Here is a 25,096-nt window from a genome sequence, read left to right on the forward strand (position 1 = left end):
TAACTTTTCAATCACAATGAATGTGAAAATTTACCGCTTTTTACTTTCAGGCTTTTTTTGTTTGAAGGGCGAATAACTTTCGCTTATCGCACGTTTCCTCTGTGAAATCAGGCGGAAGAAGATGCAATTACCAGGGTTATCCTGGCATTTAGCCCCATAAAAGGTAGTGAAAGGGGGGCATTAACCTGCCATTGAAGAGAAAAATCGCGGAAGGCACAATAAAACCCGGTTTGCATTTATGGCCATCTGCGCCAGGCTTATTCATTCCCCTGTTAACTGAGGAGTGGCTATGCCCTACGATAAGCGAAGCGATCTTCCGGAGCCTGTTAAACGTGTTCTGCCTGCCCACGCGCAGGACATCTACCAGCAGGCTTTTAACCACGCATGGACAGAGTACAAAGACCCTGACGATCGCCGTGGGGATGAATCCCGTGAAGAGGTTGCACATAAGGTGGCCTGGGCAGCGGTAAAGCATGAATATCAAAAAGGGGATGATGATAAATGGCATCCTAAAAAATAACATCCGCTCAGCCGACGCGCTCACCCATCCCGCCCCGAACGGGATGCTGTGTTTCTGCTTCAACGCCTGCCCCAATAATGATGTCGCCTGCCAACGCGGGCGCGGCAGCCTCCGCCGTTGTCCCTCATGCGCCCAATCTGATATTAACGACCTGTCGCAGTTGTTTCGTATTTGTTATTAATAAAAAGCCGTTATTATCGTGTCCATAATCCGCGATAACGAGCTGTTACATCTTAGCATTTTTTTAAAATAAGATTTTGGTATGTAATTAACCTTTCTTTTAATACCGCAATATAAGTAGATTTTTACTTTCTACTCCGACTCTTGCTTGCAACTCATTGTGTTAATAATTAATGTCAGTTAAATGAACAGAGCGTGAACCAGTGAATGTTGAACGTCACAGAGCAGAGGAGCCACTTGCATAGGATGTGGTGAACGTTGAGGAGGTCGCATTGCTAACCCGGGAATTCTTATTAAAAGCAGATTGTAAAACGTCATTTGGTGATATCGAGGAAACACTCCTGTGGAGTTGTGAACAGCGTGCAGCATCGCTGGCAGCAACCCTGGCGTGTCGGCCCGATCACAGCCCGGTATGGATCTTCGGCTACGGTTCGCTGATGTGGAACCCGGTATTTGAGGCAGACGAGGTGGCATCGGCGTCACTGGACGGCTGGCATCGGGCATTCTGTTTACGCCTCACCGCAGGACGCGGCACGGCTGCACATCCGGGCCGCATGCTGGCGCTGAAAGAGGGCGGAATGACCCAAGGGCTGGCCTTTCGTCTGCCGGAAGCGCGCCTGCACGACGAGCTGGCGCTGCTGTGGAAGCGAGAAATGATTACCGGCTGCTACCTGCCGACCTGGTGTGAACTTTCACTGGAAGACGGCCGCCGCGTGACCGCGCTGGTGTTTATTATGGATCCGCGTCACCCGCTGTATGAGGATGACACCTGTCCGCAGGCCGTTGCGCCATTGATTGCCGCGGCTACCGGGCCGTTGGGGTCGAATGCCCAGTATTTGTTCTCGCTGGAAGCCGAGCTGACCCGGCGCGGGATGGAGGAGGAAGACCTGATCCGTCTGGCGCACCAGGTACGTGCGTTGCAACAAGACTGGCTGAAACAGGCCTGAGACAGTAAATCCTTGAGCAAAACGGGTAGCCAGGCTGCCCTTATCCTGTATTGCCGCGCACTAATTGGTGGGATTAATCAGCCAGGTGCCGGGTTTATCGATCACCAGTGACTGACTGCGCAGCCTGTTACCGGCGCGTACGTCAATGCGGTACTGCCCGGCGGCCAGGTTTAGCACCGCAAAACCGTTGCTGCTGGCACGTACTGCAACGGGCTGGCCGTTCAGTACCACCTGCTCGTCGTTGGTGAGCTTAAGGTAAACCATCGCCAGCCCGGCAGGCACCGTGCCCGTTACGGCGCCCGATGATGACGGGCCCTTATTGACGAGGGACGCCGCAGGCGCGCGCGAATTCTCAATCCAGACCACCACCGCAACCGCAATCAGCGCCACAGCGGCCAGTGCCACTAATCCTGGAGACAGACGACGGACGTTACGTCCGGTCACGGGTTCTGCCGCCGTGGCACCATGATTCATTGCTAACACGACCGGTGGCGCGGTATCGGCTGAGGCGGCCTCGCTGTTATTCTGCTCGTCGTTACGCTGTTGCAGGCTGTTCACCACCGCCTCAACGTCGCTAACCGGCAAATCAATTAACGCGGCAAACTCATCGATATTCTGCGGGCGATCGTGGGGCTTCATCATCAGCGCGCAGTCAATCGCGTGCAGCAGCGGCAGCGAGTAACCTGCCGGTTTGCGCGTGACCAGCGGCAGGTAGTTATCTTCAATGCAGCGCACCACGCTGACCGGCGGCGGGGCACCTGTAATCAGCGTATGTAATACGGCGCCCAGGGCATAAATATCCGTCCACGGCCCTTGTTCGCTTTCACCTTCTTCGCTGTACTGCTCAATCGGTGCAAACCCCGGCTTGAGCATGATTTCGGTTTCGTCGGACAGGTTGCCAATTTCTTTACGGGCGGAGCCAAAGTCGAGCAGGACCGGCAGCTGATTTTCCTGAATCTGGATGTTGTCCAGCGAGATATCGCGATGCAGATAGCCAGCCTGATGAATGGTGTTAATCGCCCCTAACAGCGGCGGCAGCAGGCGGCGAATCCAGGCTTCTGAAATCGCCTCATGGCTGGTGATCTGCCACTCTTTCAACGTCATGCCGTTGTAGTAGAGCGTTCCCATATAGGCGGTGCCGTTCTGTTCCCAGAAACGCAGAACGTGCAGCAGGCCGGGATGGTTAAAGCGCGCCAGCAGTCGGGCTTCCTGAATAAAACTGTTCAGACCGGCGTTAAACAGCTTTTGAAAGCGTTCACCGCGCAGCTCCAGCGATAAGTCTTGTGTTCTGACCGCCAGCGATACAGGCATGTACTCTTTGATCGCAATGGTGCGTTCAAGTTGATGATCCCATGCGCGATAGACAATGCCGAAACCGCCGCCGCCAATCACCTCTTTAATTTCGAACTCGTTAAAACGATATCCGTCAGGTAAGGCATTCGGTATTGTTTTCTGACTGTCATTAGCCGACATAATAGACTCTCTGAACGGGGCCTGCTTGTCAGGCTACGCGGTAATTAATTGATGTTACGCCATGCACCTGCGCCAGGATCGACCCGATCCGCGCGCAAGGCATCGACAAGTAACACATTCACTTTTTGCGACGACGTAAAACTGGTTGCCCAGCGGCTGCGCAGGGTGCTGATGCGCGAGGCCAGCGCGGTAGTATCCTGCTGTGTCGTCGCCTGATCGGCTTTGATCAATAAGGTTCCGTCAAAGCGCCACAGATGCTGCTGTTCATCAAAGGGCAATACAATCCAGCTGTCTGGCGCATCGGATCGGGCCAGAATCATACGCTGTTTATTCACATCCACAATTTGCAGGCGTTGGTCGGTGAGCGTCAGGTTGGCAAGGGGATAACCCTGGTAAAAACTGACCGCAACCGTCTGTGACTGCGCGCCACCGCTCAGGGTTATTTCACTTTTGCCTTCCAGCCAGCCCTCCGATGAGCACTGCTGTTTACCTTTGTCGGGCACAAATATCGACAGTCCACGCTCGTCCCACGCGGTGCGGAAACGGCAGCCGTTCGGTAAAGCGAAATGCTGCAGCGGCGTGTTGTCTGCCGGACGCGACGGACTGGCTGCGCTGGCCCGTGGTGCCGGGGCGGCTGCATCGGTATTCACGATCATTCGCCAGTTCTGCAGCTTGCTGGCGCTGCCGGTCGCCAGCACCTTGCCCTCACCGTCCATCATCTGCCAGGGCAAGACGTCCAGCTCGTTACACTGGTTGGCTAATAGCGTGCCCACGCGCGGCAGAAAGGATTTTAAAATCGCTGAATCCTGGTCTTTGCCCGATACGATACGGATCGGTAGCGTTTCCTGGCACCAGTCATCAGGCGTTTTGCCCGCAACATTGTCAATGTACACTTCCAGTTCAAGACTGGGTGAATACACCACACGATAATTTTCCGCCTGCGCAGCAAAGGCCATAAACAACGTGGCTATAGCGGGCAACCACAATTTCATAGAGTTCCTTTAATCAATAGCCTGAGGGCAGAAAACGTGCTGAGTCAGCCAGCGTGTAGAGCAGGGTGGCATCCTGCGGCTCACCGATCCACACCGCCAGGGCGCTAAGGTTGTCTTTCTTTACGTCGCGGCTCACCGCCTGCGCCATTAACGTCAGCCACTCATCACAGTCATTGACCATGCGCAAAGCCTGTTCCATTTCCGTGGTGGTCAGATTCAGCCAGAAACCGTCGCTACAGACTAAAAACGCATCCCCATCTTCCAGCAAAATTTCGTCAGCGAAGGTCACAGGATGAGCGGGTTCTATGCCGAGCGCATTATAGAGTAAATTACTGTTAATTCCGGTATTTTCATAGCCCGCATCGCTCAACTTTTGCGCCAGGCTGTGGTCGCGGGTCACCTCATTCAGCACCCCGTGACGAAAGTGGTAAACCCTGCTGTCACCTGCGTGCGCCCACCATGCGCGCTGTCGGGTGCGGTCGATAAACAGGCCCGCAAGCGTGGTGCACATGGTGGAAAAATTCGGATTATTACCCTGGGCCATTTCAAGTATTGAACGGCACTTTTCCACCGCCTGATGCGTCACGGCGGGGGTAACCTGCTCGCAATCCTGCAATTGTTCAATCAGCACATCGCATACCAGCTGTGCGGCCTGATCGCCGCCGGGCAGGCCAGCCACGCCGTCACACACGACAAAGCAGGCTTTGCGCGCATCCAGTATCACACCGGTTCGATCCTGATTCTCATCGCGCAGCCCCTGCTGACAATGACTGGCAAAGGCAATATTCATGCGTCGTCCGTGCGCGTCTGGGAGTCTTTATACTGATTGACCTCCATGTCGTAGGCATGCAGGAAGGCTTCCCCAAAGAGCGTATGAAAATCGTCTTCGATCTCGCCGGCGGTGCGCTGGTAGCGACGAGTAAAATAGTCCCACAGGGCGGCTTTCTTAAAGGACGAGAACGGGGTTTTGGATACGGCACCGTCAGCGCGCGCCTGCTCCTCCAGTCCCTGAGGATTAAACGACTGCAGCATCGCGGCGATAATCGCGCGGATCCCGGCAATCATGCCCAGCTGGTGCGCCTGCAGATCGACCAGCGCATCGCGCACGGCCTGCTCGGGCTGCATAAAACCGGGCATCTGGCTCTGGTACATCTGCATCAGAACCGTTTTGCCTGAAGGCAGGATTTTGAACGGATTATTTGCCTCGTTCAGGATCATCGTCATTTCGGCTTTCACGCCACGTTTCAGAATGGAACGTGATGACAGCAGGGCAACCGTCCCCTGCGAGAACAGGCTCAACATTCTGCCCGTGGTGCGCATTTGCTCTTCGCTGATAGCCGTATTATGGCCGTTATTAAGGCCCATGCCGTCGAGCAGGGCCGCCACCAGTTTGTCCTGCTCCACTCCAGCGGCGAAGGGTACGTGAAAAGTTTCGCTGGTCTGGGGATCAATGGCCAGCCTCGCGTCGCCGCGCCGTTCCGGCCGCTTCACTACAGGCTCTTCCACCACTTCCTCTACGTCGGCATGGTCGGGAATATCCAGCGGATTCGTTCGCGTCGCAGCGTCGGTAAAAAACGCCAGGGGATCGCTGTTTACGCCGTGAACTGCCGGATCGCGCACGTCGATGGCGTAGTCACCAATGCGCAGGGCGTCGCCGTGCTTCAGGCGCACCTGCACGCCACGCTTCAGCGCCACACCGTTATGTTCAACAGGCGTGACGCTGCCCTGATTGGTCAGACGGCATTCGCCTTCGCCTGACAGGTGCACCAGCGCCTGCAGGCGGGAAATAGAACGGGCTTCATCCGGTAGCACCAGGTCGTTATCCTGGCTGCGGCCAATCGTGCCGCCGGGAGGATGAAAGGTGACGGTTTTCACCGGAACATCAGACGTGCATTGAACGATGGTAAATTGCATGAGTTATCCCGTCAGTGAGGACAGTAGCAACGCCTCACTCAAACATCGGTGGATAGAGGCCATTGCGACCCGGCTGTGCACCTGCCGCCGGATTAAACAGTAATGAGAACAGTTCGGGGGTGAGGTTGCCGCTATGCTTGTGCGTGGCATGAACGAAACCGTCACTGCGATTGCTCCACCAGTAACTAATATGTTGCTGAGGGTCGAAACGTTCAGCAACGTCCTGCCAGCTCAGGGTGCAAGGTAAATCCTGGAAACCGATTACATCCATGATATCGGAGTGCTGCTGTACCGGGATCATCAGCGGCGTCATGGTCTGGATCGCCTGTTCCAGCTGTGCCGGACTCTGCTGCTGCGTCACGGCGTTCAACAGTGTCGCGCCCAGATCCCGATACCAGTCGCCCGAAATCGTTAACTGTGCCGGATGCCACTGGGCCAGGGGGAAACTCAGCAGCGCCAGCAGTGGCCAGGCACGGCCTACCCGATCGCAGGAGGGCAGCAGGCAACCCATTTGCACCTGATTGCGTATTGGGGTGATCGGTAACACAAAATTCCAGACCGGGGCGCGCAGGAAGTCGGCGCTCACCGCATCATCCTGATGATGCCAGTGCACCAGACCTTGCTGAAACCAGTGGTTCCAGGGCGCAATCAGCTGCTCGGTTAACCGATGATGCAAAAAGTCCCCCGTGGAGGGTAATTTACCGTACCAGCCAGGGGCCAGAGAGACAGGCATGTTCACCTCGCTATTATGGGTTATGCGTCGTCAGGCGCTGAGCTTTGCGCGGCGCAGTGGCCAGCAGGGTACTGTCGCGACCCGCATTATTTAAGTTATCAGCCAGCTTGCGCATCATCAGCGCATTGTCGCGAGCATAGGGTGACGACTGAATTTGCTGATCGAGCAACTGACTCAGGTGCCAGTCCAGCTGCTGCAAATCCCGGGCGCTGACCTTCTCCGGTAACGAATGCTGCAGATTCTGCAGCAGCCAGGCGCGGAGGAATTCCCCATCATAATTTCTCGGCTGATACAGCATCTGATAAGCACGCAGCGCATTTCGGCTGTACTCGTTATCATCCCCCGGGTCATTACGCAGCAGGTTGGTGATCTGTTGCGCCACGCGGGGCAGCAATAAAGACTTAAGCGCATTTTGATAAAGCGCCCAGGCTGCATCGCTGACCTGGTTTCCACGATATAAACCGGCTCGCATAGTAAGCGGCGGATTATCGAGAGAAAACTGGTCGGACACGGGTAACTTCACCAGGTTATTCAGAAAGGGTAGCAGATCAAAAATATTATCAGCGGGCTGATGTATCACCTGCTGACTTTGTTGTGAGATAACCGGCAATCGCGCCGTAACCTGCTGCAGATAGTGTTGGTTCTGATAGTAACTCGTCAGCCATAAGCCGCTCATGATCACCAGCGCGCCGGCCAGCATGCCGTAGCCAATCCAGTGCAGCAGCTGATTGCGGTACTCCCAGCGACGGTTGCTGCCCGCCAGACCACTCTCCCTGAACACCAGATTGCTCAGCAGATCGCGAATAAAAAAGCTCTGGCCTTTATTTCCGGGAATCGGGCTGCTGCGGTTCACGCGGTCCCAGGCTGCAATCGAATGGGAACCGGCCTGGCGCAGTTGCAGTTTGCGGCTGAGCTCACCCATTACTCTGTCGAAAGGTAAGCCCTCCTGGGTGCCGCTGGTAAAGAACAGCCCGCGCGGATTCCAGGCGACGGTTTCAGCGCGGGGTGAAAACACAATGTCCAGGTATTCGCTGAGCAGCGGGCGCAGAGACGAGAACTCCTGAGGAAACAGGAAACACTCTGCCCGCTCATTGAGATCGCGCTCGTGGGTCATCTGATCGGCCAGCTGTAGCTGCAGCTTCTGCTCTAACTGGGTAAACTGCAGGTCAAAGTGCGGATGCCAGTCCTGCTTATTGGGCTTACCGGCATCCCAGGGAAAGGTGAATCCCCAGATGGCATCGCGTCGGGCTTTATCCAGCGAGCCGTGATAGCTCATAAAGCCTTTCAGCAGGTCGGTCTTGGTCACCATGATATACACGGGGAAGTGAATACCGGTGTGCTGATGCAGTTCGTTCAGGCGGTCGCGCAGGGCATTAGCCTGCTCAAAACGCGCCTCGGCCGAGTCGCTCAGCAAATCTGCGACGCTGATGCTCATGATAACGCCATTGATCGGCTGTCGGGCACGATAGCGCTTCAGCAAATTAATAAAGCTCTGCCACTCGCTGGCATCACGGGCGCGTTGACTCTCCTGTAACGCATAACGTCCGGCTGTGTCGATCAATACCGCACTGTCGGTGAACCACCAGTCGCAGTTGCGTGTTCCGCCGACGCCGCGCACAGCCTCGTTACCAAAAGTATCGGTAAGGGGAAACTTCAGTCCGGCGTTCAGCAACGCGGTGGTTTTACCGGCACCCGGCGCGCCAATCATCAGGTACCAGGGAAGCTGGTAAAGATAATTCGCGTTGATGCGTGCCCACAGGCTGCCCTGACGCCGGCCAAAATGGGTGCGTTTCAGGCGCATGGCCGCTTCGCTAAAACGCTGACTCAGCAGGGCTTCCGTCGCCTGACGCTCGGCGGGATCGTCGCTTTCAACCACCTGCAGCCGATCCAGCAGACGACTGTTATACCAGGCACGGTAAACCGCAGGGATTAACTGAAGCACGATCCAAAGCAGATAAAGCGTGCTCACGGCGATTTCGCGGTGCAGGGCGGGTTCAAGCGGACGGGTTTCATTCCAGGTGATAAGCGGCCCCAGCATCCACATCAGGCAACTCAGTGCTGTTACACCGATAAAGCTCCACAGCAGTCGATGCGTTAAAAATAAGCGAAAAGAAGCGCGCATCAGTGTGTTCCTTGGTGAGTGCTCAGTGTTTCAGGTGCGGCGAACAGCGTAATTTCAACACGGCGGTTGCGGGTTCGGTTCTCGCTGCTGTCGTTCGGCAGCAGGGGATCGCTGTCACCGCGTCCTTCAGAGCGGATAACGTGGGTGTCAGCGAGCTGCACCTGCAGCAGTTGGCTGACGGAACGCGCCCGGGCAAAAGAAAATTCGTAGCTGGAGGCAAAGCGGCTGCCGTCCACGGGCTTGTCGTCGGTAAACACCGACACCAGAATCGTGCCCTTCACATCTTTCATCGCGCTGGAAACCCGCGCCAGGATGGCCCGTCCAACCGGGTTGATGACCGTTCCCTGCTCGGCAAACAGCTTGTCAGCAGGAATAATCACCTTGCTGCCAAACGCGCCATCACTGACCTCCAGCTGACCGGCGGCGATCACGTCATTGAGCCGCTGGCGTAAATCCAGCAGGGCCTGCGGCGAGGAAGGGCGGCGATTTACCGTGATTTGCGGCAGCGGCATGTTGTAGAGGCTGCGCAGCAGCGGTTCGGCCGCATTGCCCAGTCGCCAGTTCAGCCCGCTGTAAATCAGACAGCCGATCAGGGCGACGAGCATCGCACAGGCCCAGAGCGGCACCATCGGCCGCGCGAGCGTGCTGACCAGCGGATGCACCTGCACCAGCGGGGCGGAATCGGTACTCTGCTGAGCGCGGGTTTCATCAATCAGGGCCTTGAGTCGTGCCCGCAGGCTGTCGCACTGCGCCCGGCCTTTTTCACTGCCCCGATAACGACCTTCATAACCCAGTAACAGACAGTAATGGATGATTTCCAGCAGCCAGAGATGTTGCTGAGGGCTTTGCGAGATGCGAGACAGCAGCTGAAAGAATTTTTCACCGCCCCAGCTTTCATTGTGAAAGGTGACCAGCATGCCGTTACCGGACCAGACGCCGCGCGTGCCCCAGGGCGTTTGCGCGGCCGCCTCATCCAGCGCGCTACAGACGCAGTAACGTGCGCCAATGATCATTTCAAACGGCAAACCCGCCTGCTTGCAGCGTTGTTCAAAGACGCGCACTTCATCAATCAGTGACTGACGTAAACCCGCAGGATCGTCGTGCGTGGCGGCCTGACGAATCTGCACCACCGCATTCAGCAGTGGCGCGGCCGCTTTAAGCAAAAGATTTTCGGTACCCGAGGTCGTGACCTCTCGCGGTGAGGATTCCACGCTCATTACTGTGTGTTCTTCCCGCGACAGATAGCGTTTCTGGCAACGTGACCAGCACGGCAGGTAGTTAATTTCATTAGTTCAGAATCCAGGTCGCCGTCGCGGTATTACGACAGGCTTTGCTGTCGCCTCCGACGTCAACGCACACTTGTTTAGTTTTTCGCGGACGCGGACGGTCATTGCGTAACGTGTCATCATAACGATGACTTTCTACGCCCGCCTTCAGCGGCACGTAACCGGTTAACATGCCATCCGGCTTATCAGCAATGGCCAGCCAGTGGTTCTCAACGCTGCCAAGAACCTCAAAAGACTTTCCCGCCTCCAGGTAACGAACAACCTTGCCGCCGTAATCGGGTTGGGTCATCACCGACGCCTTGTACAGGGCGCGCCAGGTTTGATTTATGGGCGTAAAGGTTGTTGGTGCCGCCACGGCATGACGGTGTACCAGTTTCACACCGTTCACATCACTGGTGACCAGGGTGTCATCATTCACCGCAGGCGGTGGCGTTTTACAGCCGGACAATAAAAGTCCCGCTAACAGGATAAACGCTAAATTTTTTTTCACCTTTTTCCTCACGATATTATCAATATACCTGCATGTTGTTTATCAGAACACGGCTGTTCACCTTCACTGGGGAGGAAGCGCAGTCGGGTAGGTAAGCCGTTAAGATAATGCGGTAAATGACATTTATCCTGTACAGCGCTCAGTCTACCTAAGACTTTTGAGAATTCAAACCATTGCACCCAATGATATAGCATGGTAAAGCGCGTTCATCACCTTCTTCTCACACCGCGTTGTCGCGTCGGTTTCACCTTGCCGCGCACAGGGAAAAGCAGACATGCCGAGGCCAGCCAGACACGTCGGGCTGGATAGTGGCACAGTCAGATGACAGGCAAAAAAAAGCCTAAGCGCCAATAACAATTTAACAGCACGCATTGCCTGGGCTGCGATCCTGGCGGTCATTGTTCAGGCACCCTCATCCTTATGGCCCTGCGATCGGAAGCGGCACGGCTTTTGCTTGACTCTTTTTTTGCATTCAGAGGGTTGAGCAATGGATGACGCACTGAGCTGGTTGCAGGCCTCACGGCAAAGCGATATTGCCAGTCTGGAGCGACTTCGGCAGACCGGTAAATTAATTACTACGGTCAGCGAGCTGGTTCATCAGCTGCAGCGCGAACGGGGGGCCAGCAACCTGTGGATCTGTTCGCAAGGGCGGCTGTATGGCGACGAGCGCAGTGCAAGTGAGCAGGATGTCAGCCGGAGCCAGCTTGCGTTCAGCCGGGCATTACCCAGAGCGGAGGCTCAACCCGGATACAGCCGTTTTTGCAACCTGATCGCGACAGCGTTACAGGCACTGGCAGACTTGCCGGTTCTGCGCCAGAAGATCGCCCGTCAGGACGTCACACATGCGCAGGCGATGGCGGCGTTCAATGCGATTATTCGTAGCCTGCTTAATCTGGTGTTTGAAGCGGCCGACACCGCCAGCCATCCGGAAATTACCCGGGCACTTATCGCCCTGTTCAGCTTTATGCAGGGCAAAGAGCTGACGGGACAGGAGCGGGCCCAGGGCGCGGCCGGATTTGCGGCCGGGGAGTTTACGGCCGAACAGCGTAGCACGATGGTGGCGCTTATTGAGGCGCAGGAACAGAGCTTTAATACCTTTCAGCAGTTTGCCGATGAGACCGTGCTGCGCAACTGGCAGCCGCTGGCGCAGCCCAGCCGGGAAATTGAGCGGCTGAGGCGCATCGCCTGTACCGACGGCAGGCGCGACGACAGCGGGGCGCTGCACTGGTTCTCGCTGCTATCTGAGCGCATCGATCAAATGAAGTCGCTGGAGGACCAACTGTCTGCCGTGCTGATGGCGCACTGCCGGGACGCTATCGCCCTGGCGCAGCATCAGGCTGGCGCGCCCCTGAGCGTGACGCCGTCAGGCTGTGACTTCACGCTCTATGTGTCTGGCGCAGACTGGCTGGCTACCCGGCCCACCGCGCTTAACAGCGAAGGCCTCGCCCCACAGCTGGGGCGATCGTTACTGTCGCTGATTGGTGAGCAGTCTCAGCATCTGCAGCGCCAGGCCAATGAGCTGGCCGCCATGCGCGCCACGCTCGAAGAGCGCAAGCTGCTCGATCAGGCTAAAAACTGGCTGATGCAGCAGCATGGCCTGAGCGAAGAAAAGGCCTGGCAGACGCTGCGCAAAAGCGCGATGGATCAAAACAAACGGCTGCCGGAAATCGCCCAGGCGATCGTGACGGTCGCGGCCACAGTGAAGCGCTAACCCGAAAGGGTTAGCTGCACAACGCTTGTGCGTGACCTGCGTCACCAACGTGCAAAAACGATTAAAAATCCGCCACCTCTCGCCGCGCAGGGCAGACGTGACGGCAAATAATTCTGGCACGCGGTTTGCTTTACCTTAAAGAGTGTACGTATTTGCTTTGCCAACGGCGGTAGAGCGAGTGCTTTGGATAAAGGCGTCCGTCCCCTTGCGAGAGCAGTGGGGAGGACGCCTTTTTTTATTTCTTCAGGGTGGTAAAGATGAGCAAATCGCCAGTTTCACTCTCTCGTCGTCAACTGCTGTTATCCGGCGCCGCCGTCGGTGGACTCTGGCTGCTGCCGGGATTGCGCAACGCGGTATGGGCGGCAGGTTCCGACGCGCCAGAAAAACCGACCGTGCGCGTCGGCTTTATTCCACTGACCGACTGCGCGCCGGTGGTTATGGCCTCGGTAAAGGGGTTTGACAAGAAATACGGCCTGACGCTGCAGGCCAGCAAAGAAGCAAGTTGGGCGGCGGTACGCGATAAACTCACCTCGGGTGAACTGGATGCAGCACACGTACTTTACAGCCTGATCTATGGCCTGCAGCTGGGCGTCGCCGGTCCTCAGCACGATATGGCGAACCTGATGACGTTAAACAACAACGGTCAGGCCATCTCACTGTCAAACCAGCTCAAGGCGCAGAAGGTGACCGATGGCGCCAGCCTGAAAAAGTCTATCGACAGCCAGGCGAAGGGCAGCATGACCTTCGCGCATACCTTTCCGACCAGCACCCATGCCATGTGGCTCTATTACTGGCTGGCTAACGCTGGTATCAACCCGTTTGAGGACGTGCGCACCGTCGTGGTTCCGCCACCGCAAATGGTGATGAATATGAAGATTGGTAACATGAGCGGCTTCTGCGTGGGAGAGCCGTGGAACCAGCGGGCGATCAGCGACAATATTGGTTTCACCGCCGCCACCAGCCAGCAGATTTGGCCGGATCATCCGGAAAAAATTCTGGGCACCCGCGCAGAGTGGGTCAAAGAGAACCCGAATACGGCCCGCGCGCTCACGTCTGCGGTGCTGGAAGCCGCGCGCTGGATCGATGCGTCAGACGATAACCGACGTGAAACGGCGCAGGTACTGTCCGGACGCGCCTGGATCAACACCAAACCCGAGACGCTGGAAGGGCGCATGCTGGGCCAGTACGAAAACGGACTGGGTCAAAAATGGCAGGATCCCCATGCGATGCGTTTCTTTCACGACGGCAGCGTCAGCTTCCCTTATCTCTCCGATGGCATGTGGTTCCTGACCCAGCTTAAGCGTTGGGGCATGCTCACCAGCGATCCCGATTATCTGGCAGTCGCCAGGCAGATTAACCGTATTGATATCTACAAACAGGCTGCCAGCGCGGTCGGCAACGTCACGCTGCCCGGCAGCGACATGCGCAGCAGCACTTTACTGGACGGCAAAGTATGGGATGGCACCGATCCCGCCGCCTACGCCGCCAGCTTCGCGATCAAACGTTAAGAGAGGCCCTGATGAAAACCCAGACTCGTCCACTGGCGCAGCCGGTCAATACGCCCACTCAGGCAACGGTGGTTTCCCTCCAGGTCACGCCTAAAAAAGTGCGCCCGCCTGCGCGCCTGCGTCCGCTGCTACAGCGCTGTATTCCGGCGCTGTGCGGTGTCCTGCTCCTGCTTCTGGTATGGCAGATCGCGGCGCTGTACAGCCAGGGCTTTCCGGGGCCTTACGCGACCTGGGCGGCGGCGAAAGTCCTGTTTGCCGATCCGTTTTATAACAACGGCCCTAACGATCAGGGCATTGGCTGGAACGTTCTGGCCTCGCTGCAGCGCGTGGCCATCGGGTTCGGTCTGGCGGCGCTGGTGGGTATTCCCGCCGGCTTTCTGTTGGGGCGTTTCACCTTTGTGGCGCGCATGTTCAATCCCATTATCGCCTTGCTGCGTCCGGTCAGTCCGCTGGCCTGGTTACCTATCGGTCTGCTGCTGTTCCAGCGGGCGGAACCGGCCTCAAGCTGGACCATTTTTATCTGTTCGATCTGGCCGATGATCATCAACACCGCAGAAGGCGTGCAGCGCATCCCGCAGGATTACCTCAACGTGGCGCGCGTGCTGCAGCTCTCTGAATGGACCATTATGCGCCGCATCCTGTTTCCCGCCGTGCTGCCTGCCGTCCTCACCGGGGTGCGCCTCTCGATTGGCATCGCCTGGCTGGTGATTGTCGCGGCTGAAATGCTGACGGGCGGTCTGGGCATTGGCTTCTGGATCTGGAACGAATGGAACAACCTGAACGTTGAAAACATCCTGATTGCCATTCTGCTGATTGGTGTGGTCGGCCTGCTGCTTGAGCAGGGACTGATGCTGCTGGCGCGTCGTTTTAGCTGGGATAAATAAGGGGAACATCATGCAACCTATCATTCGCGTACAACAGGTCAGCCAGCGCTTTACCACCTCGGGCGGCGATTTTCTGGCGCTGGACAACGTCAGTTTCGATATTCATCAGGGCGAAACCCTGAGTCTGATCGGTCACTCCGGCTGCGGTAAATCCACGCTGCTTAACCTGATTGCCGGCCTGACCCGACCCACCAGCGGCGTGCTGCTGTGCGATAACCGCGAGGTCACCGGTCCCGGCCCTGAGCGGGCGGTGGTGTTTCAAAACCACTCTCTGCTGCCGTGGCTGACGGCGTTTCAGAATGTCGAACTGGCGGTGCAGCAGGTTTTTAAAGGCAAGATGAACAAGGCGGAGATGCACGACTGGATCGAGCACAACCTCAACCGGGTGCAAATGAGCCATGCCCTGCACAAGCGTCCCGGCGAGCTCTCTGGCGGGATGAAGCAGCGCGTCGGCATCGCCCGCGCCCTGGCAATGAAGCCGCGCGTTTTACTGCTCGACGAGCCGTTCGGCGCGCTGGATGCGTTAACCCGCGCGCACCTGCAGGACAGCGTGATGCGTATTCAGCAGGAGTTAAATACCACCATTGTGCTGATCACCCACGACGTGGATGAGGCCGTGCTGCTTTCTGATCGGGTCCTGATGATGACCAACGGCCCCGCCGCCCAGGTGGGGGACATACTTACCGTCGATTTACCCCGACCGCGTTCGCGCGTGGCGCTGGCTGAGGATGCGCGCTATCACCAGCTGCGCCAAAAAGTGCTGCATTTTCTCTACGAAAAACAGACCTCGGCGGCGTAAGGAAAACACCATGAGACAACGGCTGCTGGTGGTCGGTAACGGGATGGCGGGCATGCACACCGTGGAAACGCTGTTGCAGCTGGCGCCGGAGCGTTATGACATTACGGTCATTGGCCGTGAACCACACGGTAACTACAACCGCGTGCTGTTGTCGCCGCTGCTGGCTGGCGAAAAAACCGTGGAGCAAATCCAGATTCACGATCGTGACTGGTACGCGCGCCAGGGCATCACCTTGCTGGCCGGGGAAACGGCTGAGCAGATCGACGTGGCGGCGCGCACGTTGCGCACCTGCCAGCGCCTGCTGCACTGGGATCGTCTGATTCTGGCGACCGGATCGCAACCGCGCATGCCGCAGGTGGCAGGCATCGATCTGCCGCACGTAACGGCTTTCCGCACGCTGGAGGATGTGGATTTACTGCTGGCCGGTAGCGGGCCGGTCGTGGTCGCCGGCGGCGGTTTTCTGGGCATTGAGGCCGCGGCAGCCCTTCAGGCGCAAGGGCGCGATGTCACGCTGGTACATCGTCAGTCGCGCTTACTGGACCGGCAACTGGACGCCATGGCAGGGGAATTACTGCTTGCCCAGCTCAGCGCACGCGGTATCCGCTGTGAACTGAATTGCAGCGTCGCAGAAATCGGCCCGCAGTCACTGACTCTCAACGATGGCCGACAGCTGGCGGCGGCGCAGGTCGTTATCGCAACGGGCGTGCAGCCAGACATCGCCCTGGCCCAGGCCTCAGGCATTCCCTGTCAGCGCGGCGTTCTGGTGGATCGGCAGTTACGCACCGCCCAAGCCGGGATTTATGCGGTCGGCGAATGCTGTGAAATCAGCGGAGAAACCTTTGGCCTGGTTGCGCCTTGCCTGGCGCAGGCGGCGGTGCTGGCCGCCCAACTGGCGGGATGTCCTCAGGCTGATTTCTACAGTGAAGCCACCGGCACGCGTCTTAAGGTGAGCGGGATCGCGCTGTTCAGCGCGGGTGATATCCGTGAAGCCCCTTCCGTCACCAGTTTCGATCCGCTTTCCGGTCACTATCGACGTCTTTTTCTCAAACAGGGGCGGCTCAACGGTGTGCTGCTGTATGGCGACTGCCAGCAGGGTGCCGCGTTGCTGAACCAACTGCATAACGCCAGGCAGGTTTCTGTCAATACGCTGTTTGGCCTTGATGAACCTGAAACGCAGCCGCAGGCTGCAGGAAACCCCGTGATGAATCACTCTAAACCTGTATTAGCCGTCGTGGGTCACGGCATGGTCAGCCACCATTTTCTGGAACAGCTGGTAGCGCGTGATCTGCATCAGCAGTATCACGTCGTGGTGTACGGCGAAGAGCGCCATCCGGCCTACGATCGCGTGCACCTGTCTGAGTACTTCACCGGCAAAGAGGCCGCGCAGCTCTCGCTGGTTGGCGAGGACTTTTTTGCCCAACACGGCATTGAACTGCGCAGCGGCTGTCGGGTGGAGGCGATCGATCGTCAGCAGCGTAGTCTGCACGACAGCGACGGCAGAGCACTGTGCTGGGATAAACTGGTGCTGGCGACCGGTTCGCGCGCGTTTGTGCCTCCGGTGCCGGGACATGAGGGCGAACGCTGCTTTGTGTACCGCACGCTGGACGATCTGGATGCGATCGCCGCCTGTGCCGGTAAAAGCCAGCGCGGTGTGGTCATCGGCGGTGGCCTGTTGGGGCTGGAAGCCGCCAATGCGCTGAAGCAGTTGGGGTTGGAAACTCACGTCGTTGAGTTTGCGCCGCGCCTAATGGCCGTGCAACTGGACGAAGGCGGCGCGCTGATGCTGCGGCAGAAAATTGATTCACTGGGCGTGACGGTTCACACCTCCAGGCAGACTGAACAGATTGCGACCCAGCCAGACGGAAGCCTGGTGCTGCACTTTGCCGATGGTGGCGAACTGGCCACCGATCTGGTGCTGTTCTCTGCGGGCATCCGGCCGCGTGACGAGCTGGCCCGCACCGCCGATATCAGCGTTGGCCCACGCGGCGGCATTACGATCAATGACGTCTGCCAGACCAGCGATGACGATATCTACGCTATCGGCGAATGTGCCCTGTGGAACGGACAAATTTTTGGCCTGGTGGCGCCGGGCTATCAGATGGCGCGCGTGCTGGCCGGGCATCTGGCCGCCGAGCCAGCCCGGTTCAGCGGGGCCGATATGAGCACCAAACTGAAGCTGCTGGGCGTGGAAGTGGCCTCTTTTGGTGATGCGCACGCGAAAACGGCAGGCAGCCTGAGCTACTTCTGGGCCGACGGTCCGAAAGGCATTTATAAGAAAATTGTGGTCAGCGCTGACGGTAAGCGGTTGCTGGGCGGCGTGCTGGTCGGTGACAGCAGCGACTATGCCACGCTGCTGCAGATGATGTTAAACGCGATGCCGCTGCCCGAGGCGCCGGAAGGGCTGATTCTGCCTGCGCTGCAGGGTGCGCCAGCCAAAGGTCTGGGCGTTGCCATGCTGCCCGACAGCGCTCAGATCTGCTCCTGCCACAACGTCAGCAAAGGCGATATCTGCCAGGCGGTGCAGAGTGGCTGTGGCGATATGGCCAGCATTAAAAGCTGCACCAAAGCCGCGACGGGCTGTGGCGGCTGCTCGGCACTGGTAAAACAGGTGATGGAATGTCAGTTGGAAAACCTGGGCGTTGAGGTGAAAAAAGATATCTGCGAACATTTTGCCTATTCACGTCAGGCGCTCTACCACCTGATTCGCATCCATGAAATCAAAACTTTTGATGACCTGCTGGCGCGCCACGGGCGCGGCTGCGGCTGCGAGATTTGTAAACCGCTGGTCGGTTCTCTGCTGGCCTCGTGCTGGAATGACTATTTGCTGAAACCGGCCCATCTGCCGCTTCAGGATACCAACGATCGCTACTTTGCCAATATCCAGAAAGACGGCACCTATTCCGTCGTGCCGCGCGTGCCGGGCGGGGAGATCACGCCGCAGGGGCTGATCGCCATTGGCGAAGTGGCAGCACGTTACGATCTCTACACCAAGATTACCGGCGGTCAGCGCATCGACCTGTTTGGCGCACGGCTGGATCAACTGCCTGAGATCTGGGAAACCCTGCTGGCAGCAGGCTTTGAAACCGGCCATGCCTACGGAAAGTCGCTGCGTACGGTGAAATCCTGTGTGGGCTCGACCTGGTGTCGCTACGGCGTGCAGGATTCCACCGCCTTCGCCATCGATCTGGAGAATCGCTACAAAGGCCTGCGCGCGCCGCACAAAATCAAAATGGCCGTCTCGGGTTGTACCCGCGAATGTGCGGAAGCGCAGAGCAAAGATATTGGGGTGATCGCCACAGAAAAGGGCTGGAACCTGTACGTGTGCGGCAATGGCGGCATGAAACCGCGCCATGCCGAGCTGTTTGCCAGCGATCTGGATGATGAAACCCTGATCCGCTATGTCGATCGCATTCTGATGTTCTACGTGCGCACGGCGGAGCGCTTACAGCGCACCAGCGTCTGGATGGATAACATGGAAGGCGGCCTGGATTACCTGCGCGACGTCGTGATCAATGACAGCCTCGGTATTGCCGCAGTGCTGGAGCAGGAAATGCAGCAGGTTGTGGAAACGTATCAGTGTGAATGGCAGACCACGCTGGCAGAGCCATCGCGCCGTGCGCTGTTTACCGCCACGGTGAACAGCGATCAGCCGGATGAAACGCTGCACTATGCGCGCGTACGCGGTCAGCGTCAGCCGCACACCGCCAGCAGTATTCCGCTGATGCACCTGCCCGCCGAAACCTGGAGCGAAGTCTGTTCGCTGGATGCCATTCCGGCCGAAGCGGGGATCGGTGCGCGCCTCGGCAGCGTGCGCATTGCGCTGTTCCGTTTCGGCGACGACTGTTATGCACTGGAAGATCGCGAGCCGGGCAGCGACGCCAGCGTGCTGTCGCGAGGCATCCTCGGCGATGTGGCCGGTGAACCCGTCGTTATTTCACCGCTCTACAAACAGCGCGTGCGCCTGCGCGACGGCCAAAGTCTGGATGATCCGCAGTATCAGCTGCGCTGCTGGCCGGTGAAGCTGGAGGATGGCCAGGTCTGGGTCGCTAACCGTCCGATTAACCTGATGGCGCAGGCATCATGAAAACCACCTGTGCCTATTGCGGCGTGGGCTGTGGCGTCGAGGTGACCCTGCAACACAGCGAATCTGCACAGGTGAATGGCGATCCGCTGCATCCGGCCAACGGCGGGCGACTGTGCGTTAAAGGGGCCGCGCTGGGGGAAACACTGACCCGGACGGGACGCCTGCTGCATCCCTGTATTCATCAACAGCAGGTCAGCATGGCGGCGGCGCTGGATGCCGCCGCTGACGGGCTTCGAAAGATTATCGCAGAGCACGGCCCTGAGGCCGTGGCCTTTTATGGCTCAGGCCAGTTGCTCACGGAGGATTACTACGTAGCCAACAAGCTGATGAAAGGCTTTCTTGGCGTCGCCAATATCGATACCAACTCGCGCCTCTGCATGGCTTCAGCGGTGGTGGGCTATAAGCGGGCGCTCGGGGCGGATGCGGTACCCTGCTGCTATGAGGATCTGGAGCAGGCGGATCTGATTGTGATGGTCGGCTCCAACGCGGCCTGGGCCCATCCGGTCATCTTTCAGCGACTCAGACAGGCGAAACAGCAGCGGCCGGAGATGCAGGTGGTGGTGATCGATCCGCGCCGCACCGCCAGCTGTGATATCGCCGATCTCCACCTGGCGGTGCGGCCGGGCAGCGATCCGGCTCTGTTTTCAGGCCTGCTGCGCTGGCTGGCCCAGAATCAGGGCATTGAGGCGACAATGCTGCCGCACCTGGACGGCGTTGAAGCCACCCTGCAGGCAGCCAGCCAGTGGGGAATAGCTGAAGTTGCGGAACACTGCGATCTCAGCGATGCGCAGGTGGTGGCCTTTTATCAGCTGTTTGCCCAGCGTGATCGGGTCCTGACCTTGTGGTGCATGGGCATCAACCAGTCACAGAGCGGCAGTGATAACAATAATGCGATAATTAATGCGCATCTTCTCAGCGGAAAAATAGGCCGTCCCGGCTGTGGGCCGTTTTCACTCACCGGCCAGCCCAATGCCATGGGCGGACGTGAAGTGGGCGGCTTAGCCAACCAGCTGGCGGCACACATGAGCTTTAACGAAGCGGACTGCGATCGTTTACAGCGTTTCTGGCACAGCCCGACCATTGCCCGCCAGCCCGGACTAACCGCCGTGGCGCTGTTTGACGCCATCGATCGGGGAGAGGTTAAAGCCGTCTGGATCATGGGCACCAATCCGGCTGTGTCAATGCCGGAAGGCAATCGCGTGGCCCGGGCGCTGGCCAACTGTCCGCTGGTGATCGTCTCCGACGTGCTGGCGCACACGGATACCACAGCCTTTGCCCATATTCTGCTCCCCGCCCAGGGCTGGGGCGAAAAAAACGGCACCGTGACCAATTCTGAACGCCGTATTTCCCGTCAGCGTGCGTTTGTTGCGCCCGCCGGGGAAGCCAAACCCGACTGGTGGCTGCTGGCGCAGGTGGCGCAGCGGCTGGGGTTCGGTCAGGCATTTAACTGGACCCATCCGGCGGCGATCTTCCGCGAGCATGCGGCGCTGTCCGGCTTTGAGAACGCGGGCGAACGCGCTTTTGATATCAGCGGCCTGGCACAGCTCAGCGATGCCGAGTGGGATGCGCTGACGCCTGTTCAGTGGCCCGTCAATGCCCGTCACCCACAAGGCTGTGCCCGGCTGTTCAGCGACCGGCGTTTTTATCATCCGGATGGCAAGGCACGGCTGCTGCCACCGGCCACGCCGCCGCCTTTAGAGCGCAGTGCCCGTTATCCCTTACTGATGAACAGCGGGCGCGTACGCGATCAGTGGCACACCATGACGCGCACCGGCCTGGTGCCTCGCCTGATGCAGCACTGTGACGAGCCTTTTGCCGCCTTGCATCCGGAAGAGGCGCGCCGTTATGGCCTGTTTGCCGGCGCGCTGGCGCGCGTACAGTCTGAATGGGGATGGATGGTGGTGCGCGTGACGCTGGACAGCGGTCTGCGGCGCGGCGAGCTGTTTGTGCCGATGCACTGGAACCGTCAGTTCAGCCTGCAGGGTAACGTCGGGGGTTTAGTGGCCGCGACCCGCTGCCCGGTTTCGGCTCAGCCCGCCTTTAAACAGACAGCGGTGCGAATTCAGTTATTACAACCCCGCTGGCAGGGCTGGCTCTGGCAGAGAAACAGTGCGCCACCGGCCGGGCTGCGTTACTGGGCGCGCACCCCGCATGAGGGCGCGCATCGCTTTGCGCTGGCCGGAGAGGACCAGCCGCAGCGCTGGCTGGCGTCTCAGTTCAGCGTTGAAGGATTGCAACTGCAAACCGCCAGCGATGGCGGCCACAGCTATCGACTCCTGGCATGGCGGGACGGTGAACTGCAGCTGGCCTTTTATGCTGACCAGCGTTTACCTGAAATCCAGCACGACAGGGTCGCTCAGGCCTTTCGTCAGGCACCGGCGGACGCCGCTGAACGCCACGCGCTGCTGGCAGGCCAGGCGGCGCAGGCCCCGGCGACCGGACGCATTATCTGTAGTTGCTATGGCGTGGGCGAACAAACGATTCTTGATGCTATTCGTCAGGGCTGCCACAGCACCCAGGCACTGGGCAAAGCGCTCAGATGTGGCACCAACTGTGGCTCCTGCCTGCCGGAGCTAAAACACCTTCTGCTTTCCGTCTCTGTCCCGGAGGAATTATGACGCTGGCTATTCACACCTTAGATAAACTGCTGGCGCCCGAAAACGCGTCCCGCCCCGGCCGCGTCTGGTTAGTGGGCGCCGGGCCGGGCGATGTCGACCTGCTGACGATAAAAGCGCTGCGTTTACTGCACGGCGCTGAAGTGGTGGTTTACGATCGCCTGGTGAGTGAGGCGGTCATGGCGGAAGTGCCGGACAGCGCGCTCTGCATCGACGTGGGTAAACGGCCCGGTCACCACGGCCTGAAACAGGCGCAGATCAATCAACTGCTGGTGGATCTGGCGCTCAGCGGGCGCAACGTCGTGCGCCTGAAAGGCGGCGATCCCTTTATCTTTGGTCGCGGTGGCGAAGAGATGGTGAGCCTGCAGCAGGCTGACATTGTCTGTGAGGTCGTGCCCGGCATTACGGCTGCCGTCGGCTGTGCCGCCGCAAGCGGGATTCCGCTGACGCACCGGGATTGCGCCCAGTCCCTGCGCTTTATTACCGGACACGGGCGCAGCGGTGAGCCTCAGTTGGATGCCGCCGCGCTGGCAGCCAGTAATCAGACGCTGGTGTTTTACATGGGGCTGAGCTGGAGCAGCGTCATTAGCAGCCGTCTGCGTGAGTATGGCCGCAGGGAGGATACGCCGGTCGCCATTATCGAAAACGGCACGCGCCAGGATCAGCGGGTGTTAGTGACCACGCTGGCAGGGCTGCCAGAGACGATCGCGCAGCATAAACCGGTGTCGCCGTCGTTGCTGATCGTCGGAGACGTGGTTCGCTACTATCGAGCCGACCTGCTTGTCAGGCTGGGCGCAGAGGCGGCCATTTGCCAGGCGTGATAATCATGTCGCCAAGGCCACGCGTTAACATCAGGGGGCGCGGCGAGCGGGTAAGGGCGCAACCAGCACCTTAACGCCCAATGCCTCAAACGCGGAGATGTGCGCCTGGCTGATCCCGCTATCGGTAATCAGGTAGTGGATGTGGCTCCAGTCGCAGGGTAGCGCAAACATCGAGACCTTATCAATCTTGCTGGAGTCGGCCACGACGTAGACGGTGCTGGCGGATTTGATCATCGCCATTTTTACTTTGATGTCGGTTTCGCTGGGAAAGCTCAGGCCGAGCCGTGGCGAGATACAGGCGGTGGCGAGAAACAGTTTTTCTGACAGCACGTTTTCAAAGAAGCTGGCGGCCTTGTCTCCGGACGTTGAAAGCGTCGGAAATTTAAAGGTCCCGCCCGTCAGCAGCACATTGATCCCGGGCTCGCCACCCAACTTCAGGGCGATATTCACGGCGGTGGTCACTACCGATAAACGCCGGATGTGGCTGATGGCATCCGCGATAGCCGTGGTGGTGGTGCCAGAATCGAAAATCACCGTATCACCGTTTTCGATATGCTGGGCAGCCAGGCGCCCAATCGCGTCTTTTTCTTCCATGTGGGTCTGACGTTCCAGCTGCAGCAGGCCGGTATTCTGTTTGCCGGTCATCAGGGTCGCGCCGCCGTGGTAGCGCTGCACGAAACCCTGTTTTTGCAACATCCGCAGGTCGGTTCGCAGCGTGGCCTCGGTCAGCCCGAACGTTTTCGTCAGCGCTTTCACCGTCACCGTCCCGTCCTCCCGAATCATCTCCAGGATCTTGTCACGACGCTGCTGCATTTCAGCTAGCTGCTCAGTCTTGCTTTTCAATCGAAACGCTCCCTCTTTTAATCGCATCGGGCTTATAGCGATAACGCGTTGTCGCAGAGTTTAACCCGCAGATTTCGCCTTTGCGAGTCAGCATGAAAAGATGTTTATTTTCGTTCGAAAGTCAATATGCGCCATGCTTTATCTCTTTCACCTTCGCGACAGCAACACAATCCATATTACTCAGGCGGTTTGCAACCGGGATCACGCGCTTTGAAGCGAATCACGCCGCCAGGCACGCAGTGTTGTGAAATTTGATCTTAGCCACATTAACCATCAATTCGATAGCTTATATTTTTGTTCGAAAATGAATGCGGCAAATAAAATACCAGAGAGGACAGTCGGATGAGCGGTGAATATGACGTTAACCTGCGCTATGGCGTAGACACCACAATGAATCTGAGCGGCAAAGTGGCCGTGGTGACGGGCGGGCTGGGCGGCATCGCCATGGCCAGTAATCAGATGCTGCTGGAGAAAGGGGCGAGCCTGGCGCTGCTTTATCCGCCCTTTGAAGCGGATAAGGTCGACAGTGCGCGCGCAGCCCTGGCCGGACAGGTGCAGTTTATTTGCTGCGATGTAACCGATCCTGCCGACGTTGAGCAGGCGTTCGACGCCATTGTTGATCACTACGGTCATATCGACATTCTGGTGAACTGTGCCGGCTACGTGATGCTTCAGCCCGTGCTGGAAACCGATTTTGCCGAGTGGCAAAAGCAGATCGCCGTGAACCTGACCGGGCCTTTTCTGTGCTCACAGGCTGCGGGCAAGCAGATGGTCAAGGCGGGCAACGGCGGCAAGATCATCAATATCGCCTCTCAGGCGGCGTCCATCGCTATCGACAACCACGTTGCTTATACCTCCGCCAAAGCCGGGTTACTGGGCATGACCAAAGTGATGGCGAAAGAGTTTGCTCCGCACCGCATTAACGTGAACACCCTGTCGCCCACTGTGGTGCTGACCCCGATGGGGGAAAAAGCCTGGCGCGGTGAGAAGGGCACCGAAATGAAAAAACTGATCCCGTTAGGCCGCTTTGCCTACACCGACGAGATCGCCGCCGCCGTGCTGTTTTTTGCCAGCAACGGCAGCGACATGATTACCGGGGCCGACCTGATGATCGACGGTGGCTTTACCATCTGGTAAGGCCACCGCCAGGCTTCGTTTTCCTCTGCCAACACCC

The 25,096-nt window shown here is 58.3% G+C and carries 19 protein-coding genes; 10 read left to right on the forward strand and 9 right to left on the reverse strand.

Features of this window, described 5'->3' with window-relative positions:
* Positions 1–289: 289 nt before the first annotated feature.
* Positions 290–520, forward strand: coding sequence for a putative cation transport regulator ChaB (gene chaB, locus QLG08_RS21305; protein ID WP_014605995.1), 231 nt, complete (start codon positions 290–292; stop codon positions 518–520).
* Between the two features lie 452 nt (positions 521–972).
* Positions 973–1,647, forward strand: a complete 675-nt coding sequence (locus QLG08_RS21310; protein WP_024472169.1) for a gamma-glutamylcyclotransferase — start codon at positions 973–975, stop codon at positions 1,645–1,647.
* Between the two features lie 60 nt (positions 1,648–1,707).
* On the opposite strand, the gene QLG08_RS21315 is transcribed toward QLG08_RS21310, so the two are convergent.
* The 8 genes from QLG08_RS21315 to QLG08_RS21350 form a co-directional block, all read right to left on the reverse strand.
* Positions 1,708–3,120: a serine/threonine-protein kinase gene (locus QLG08_RS21315; protein ID WP_013025532.1), complete on the reverse strand. Its 1,413-nt coding sequence runs from the start codon at positions 3,118–3,120 to the stop codon at positions 1,708–1,710.
* A 44-nt stretch (positions 3,121–3,164) separates the two neighbouring features.
* Positions 3,165–4,112 carry a hypothetical protein gene (locus tag QLG08_RS21320; protein ID WP_014593562.1) on the reverse strand — a complete coding sequence of 316 codons (948 nt, stop codon included), beginning with the start codon at positions 4,110–4,112 and terminating at the stop codon, positions 3,165–3,167.
* A 13-nt stretch (positions 4,113–4,125) separates the two neighbouring features.
* Positions 4,126–4,902, reverse strand: coding sequence for a PP2C family serine/threonine-protein phosphatase (locus QLG08_RS21325; RefSeq protein WP_013025534.1), 777 nt, complete (start codon positions 4,900–4,902; stop codon positions 4,126–4,128).
* The gene (gene tagH, locus QLG08_RS21330; protein ID WP_013025535.1) at positions 4,899–6,026 is read right to left on the reverse strand and encodes a type VI secretion system-associated FHA domain protein TagH; all 1,128 of its coding nucleotides are present in this window, start codon (positions 6,024–6,026) and stop codon (positions 4,899–4,901) included. Before tagH ends, QLG08_RS21325 begins: the two co-directional genes overlap by 4 nt.
* A gap of 34 nt (positions 6,027–6,060) precedes the next feature.
* Positions 6,061–6,759: a type VI secretion system-associated protein TagF gene (gene tagF / locus QLG08_RS21335; protein ID WP_014593563.1), complete on the reverse strand. Its 699-nt coding sequence runs from the start codon at positions 6,757–6,759 to the stop codon at positions 6,061–6,063.
* A 13-nt stretch (positions 6,760–6,772) separates the two neighbouring features.
* On the reverse strand, positions 6,773–8,881 hold the full coding sequence (gene tssM, locus QLG08_RS21340) for a type VI secretion system membrane subunit TssM (protein WP_014593564.1): 2,109 nt from the start codon (positions 8,879–8,881) through the stop codon (positions 6,773–6,775).
* On the reverse strand, positions 8,881–10,098 hold the full coding sequence (gene icmH, locus QLG08_RS21345; RefSeq protein ID WP_014593565.1) for a type IVB secretion system protein IcmH/DotU: 1,218 nt from the start codon (positions 10,096–10,098) through the stop codon (positions 8,881–8,883). Before icmH ends, tssM begins: the two co-directional genes overlap by 1 nt.
* A 70-nt stretch (positions 10,099–10,168) precedes the next feature.
* The gene (locus QLG08_RS21350; RefSeq protein ID WP_015700446.1) at positions 10,169–10,657 is read right to left on the reverse strand and encodes an SH3 domain-containing protein; all 489 of its coding nucleotides are present in this window, start codon (positions 10,655–10,657) and stop codon (positions 10,169–10,171) included.
* Positions 10,658–11,144: 487 nt separating this feature from the next.
* Between QLG08_RS21350 and QLG08_RS21355 the strand changes: the two genes are divergently transcribed.
* The 7 genes from QLG08_RS21355 to cobA all read left to right on the forward strand — a co-directional run bounded on the left by QLG08_RS21355 (position 11,145) and on the right by cobA (position 23,079).
* Entirely contained in the window at positions 11,145–12,368 is a 1,224-nt protein-coding gene (locus QLG08_RS21355; RefSeq protein WP_064373651.1) for a nitrate regulatory protein, read from the forward strand.
* Between the two features lie 257 nt (positions 12,369–12,625).
* Entirely contained in the window at positions 12,626–13,876 is a 1,251-nt protein-coding gene (locus QLG08_RS21360) for a CmpA/NrtA family ABC transporter substrate-binding protein (RefSeq protein WP_015700444.1), read from the forward strand.
* An 11-nt stretch (positions 13,877–13,887) separates the two neighbouring features.
* The gene (gene ntrB / locus QLG08_RS21365; RefSeq protein WP_014605988.1) at positions 13,888–14,760 is read left to right on the forward strand and encodes a nitrate ABC transporter permease; all 873 of its coding nucleotides are present in this window, start codon (positions 13,888–13,890) and stop codon (positions 14,758–14,760) included.
* Positions 14,761–14,770: 10 nt separating this feature from the next.
* The gene (locus QLG08_RS21370) at positions 14,771–15,559 is read left to right on the forward strand and encodes an ABC transporter ATP-binding protein (RefSeq protein ID WP_072138710.1); all 789 of its coding nucleotides are present in this window, start codon (positions 14,771–14,773) and stop codon (positions 15,557–15,559) included.
* A gap of 10 nt (positions 15,560–15,569) precedes the next feature.
* Entirely contained in the window at positions 15,570–19,643 is a 4,074-nt protein-coding gene (gene nirB / locus QLG08_RS21375; RefSeq protein ID WP_282473167.1) for a nitrite reductase large subunit NirB, read from the forward strand.
* Positions 19,640–22,261 carry a nitrate reductase gene (locus QLG08_RS21380; protein WP_028715063.1) on the forward strand — a complete coding sequence of 874 codons (2,622 nt, stop codon included), beginning with the start codon at positions 19,640–19,642 and terminating at the stop codon, positions 22,259–22,261. Before nirB ends, QLG08_RS21380 begins: the two co-directional genes overlap by 4 nt.
* Positions 22,258–23,079: a uroporphyrinogen-III C-methyltransferase gene (cobA, locus tag QLG08_RS21385; protein ID WP_028715064.1), complete on the forward strand. Its 822-nt coding sequence runs from the start codon at positions 22,258–22,260 to the stop codon at positions 23,077–23,079. The genes QLG08_RS21380 and cobA overlap by 4 nt, the downstream gene beginning before the upstream one ends.
* Before the next feature lie 30 nt (positions 23,080–23,109).
* Here the strand turns inward: cobA and QLG08_RS21390 are convergent, their stop codons facing one another.
* Positions 23,110–23,922, reverse strand: coding sequence for a DeoR/GlpR family DNA-binding transcription regulator (locus tag QLG08_RS21390; RefSeq protein WP_013025547.1), 813 nt, complete (start codon positions 23,920–23,922; stop codon positions 23,110–23,112).
* A gap of 342 nt (positions 23,923–24,264) precedes the next feature.
* On the opposite strand from QLG08_RS21390, the gene QLG08_RS21395 reads away from it, so the two are divergent.
* The gene (locus tag QLG08_RS21395) at positions 24,265–25,059 is read left to right on the forward strand and encodes a GolD/DthD family dehydrogenase (RefSeq protein ID WP_013025548.1); all 795 of its coding nucleotides are present in this window, start codon (positions 24,265–24,267) and stop codon (positions 25,057–25,059) included.
* The last annotated feature ends 37 nt before the right edge of the window (positions 25,060–25,096 follow it).

Source organism: Pantoea sp. V106_11, assembly GCF_029967885.1.
Lineage (GTDB): Bacteria > Pseudomonadota > Gammaproteobacteria > Enterobacterales > Enterobacteriaceae > Pantoea > Pantoea ananatis.

Bases quoted from the DNA above. Each gene is read 5' to 3' on its own strand.
- QLG08_RS21320 (WP_014593562.1), bottom strand. From the start codon at position 4,112: ATGAAATTGTGGTTGCCCGCTATAGCCACGTTGTTTATGGCCTTTGCT.
- QLG08_RS21370 (WP_072138710.1), top strand. From the start codon at position 14,771: ATGCAACCTATCATTCGCGTACAACAGGTCAGCCAGCGCTTTACCACC.
- chaB (WP_014605995.1), top strand. From the start codon at position 290: ATGCCCTACGATAAGCGAAGCGATCTTCCGGAGCCTGTTAAACGTGTT.
- cobA (WP_028715064.1), top strand. From the start codon at position 22,258: ATGACGCTGGCTATTCACACCTTAGATAAACTGCTGGCGCCCGAAAAC.
- tssM (WP_014593564.1), bottom strand. From the start codon at position 8,881: ATGCGCGCTTCTTTTCGCTTATTTTTAACGCATCGACTGCTGTGGAGC.
- ntrB (WP_014605988.1), top strand. From the start codon at position 13,888: ATGAAAACCCAGACTCGTCCACTGGCGCAGCCGGTCAATACGCCCACT.
- QLG08_RS21395 (WP_013025548.1), top strand. From the start codon at position 24,265: ATGAGCGGTGAATATGACGTTAACCTGCGCTATGGCGTAGACACCACA.
- QLG08_RS21380 (WP_028715063.1), top strand. From the start codon at position 19,640: ATGAAAACCACCTGTGCCTATTGCGGCGTGGGCTGTGGCGTCGAGGTG.
- QLG08_RS21355 (WP_064373651.1), top strand. From the start codon at position 11,145: ATGGATGACGCACTGAGCTGGTTGCAGGCCTCACGGCAAAGCGATATT.
- QLG08_RS21360 (WP_015700444.1), top strand. From the start codon at position 12,626: ATGAGCAAATCGCCAGTTTCACTCTCTCGTCGTCAACTGCTGTTATCC.
- icmH (WP_014593565.1), bottom strand. From the start codon at position 10,098: ATGAGCGTGGAATCCTCACCGCGAGAGGTCACGACCTCGGGTACCGAA.
- QLG08_RS21325 (WP_013025534.1), bottom strand. From the start codon at position 4,902: ATGAATATTGCCTTTGCCAGTCATTGTCAGCAGGGGCTGCGCGATGAG.
- QLG08_RS21315 (WP_013025532.1), bottom strand. From the start codon at position 3,120: ATGTCGGCTAATGACAGTCAGAAAACAATACCGAATGCCTTACCTGAC.
- tagH (WP_013025535.1), bottom strand. From the start codon at position 6,026: ATGCAATTTACCATCGTTCAATGCACGTCTGATGTTCCGGTGAAAACC.
- tagF (WP_014593563.1), bottom strand. From the start codon at position 6,759: ATGCCTGTCTCTCTGGCCCCTGGCTGGTACGGTAAATTACCCTCCACG.
- nirB (WP_282473167.1), top strand. From the start codon at position 15,570: ATGAGACAACGGCTGCTGGTGGTCGGTAACGGGATGGCGGGCATGCAC.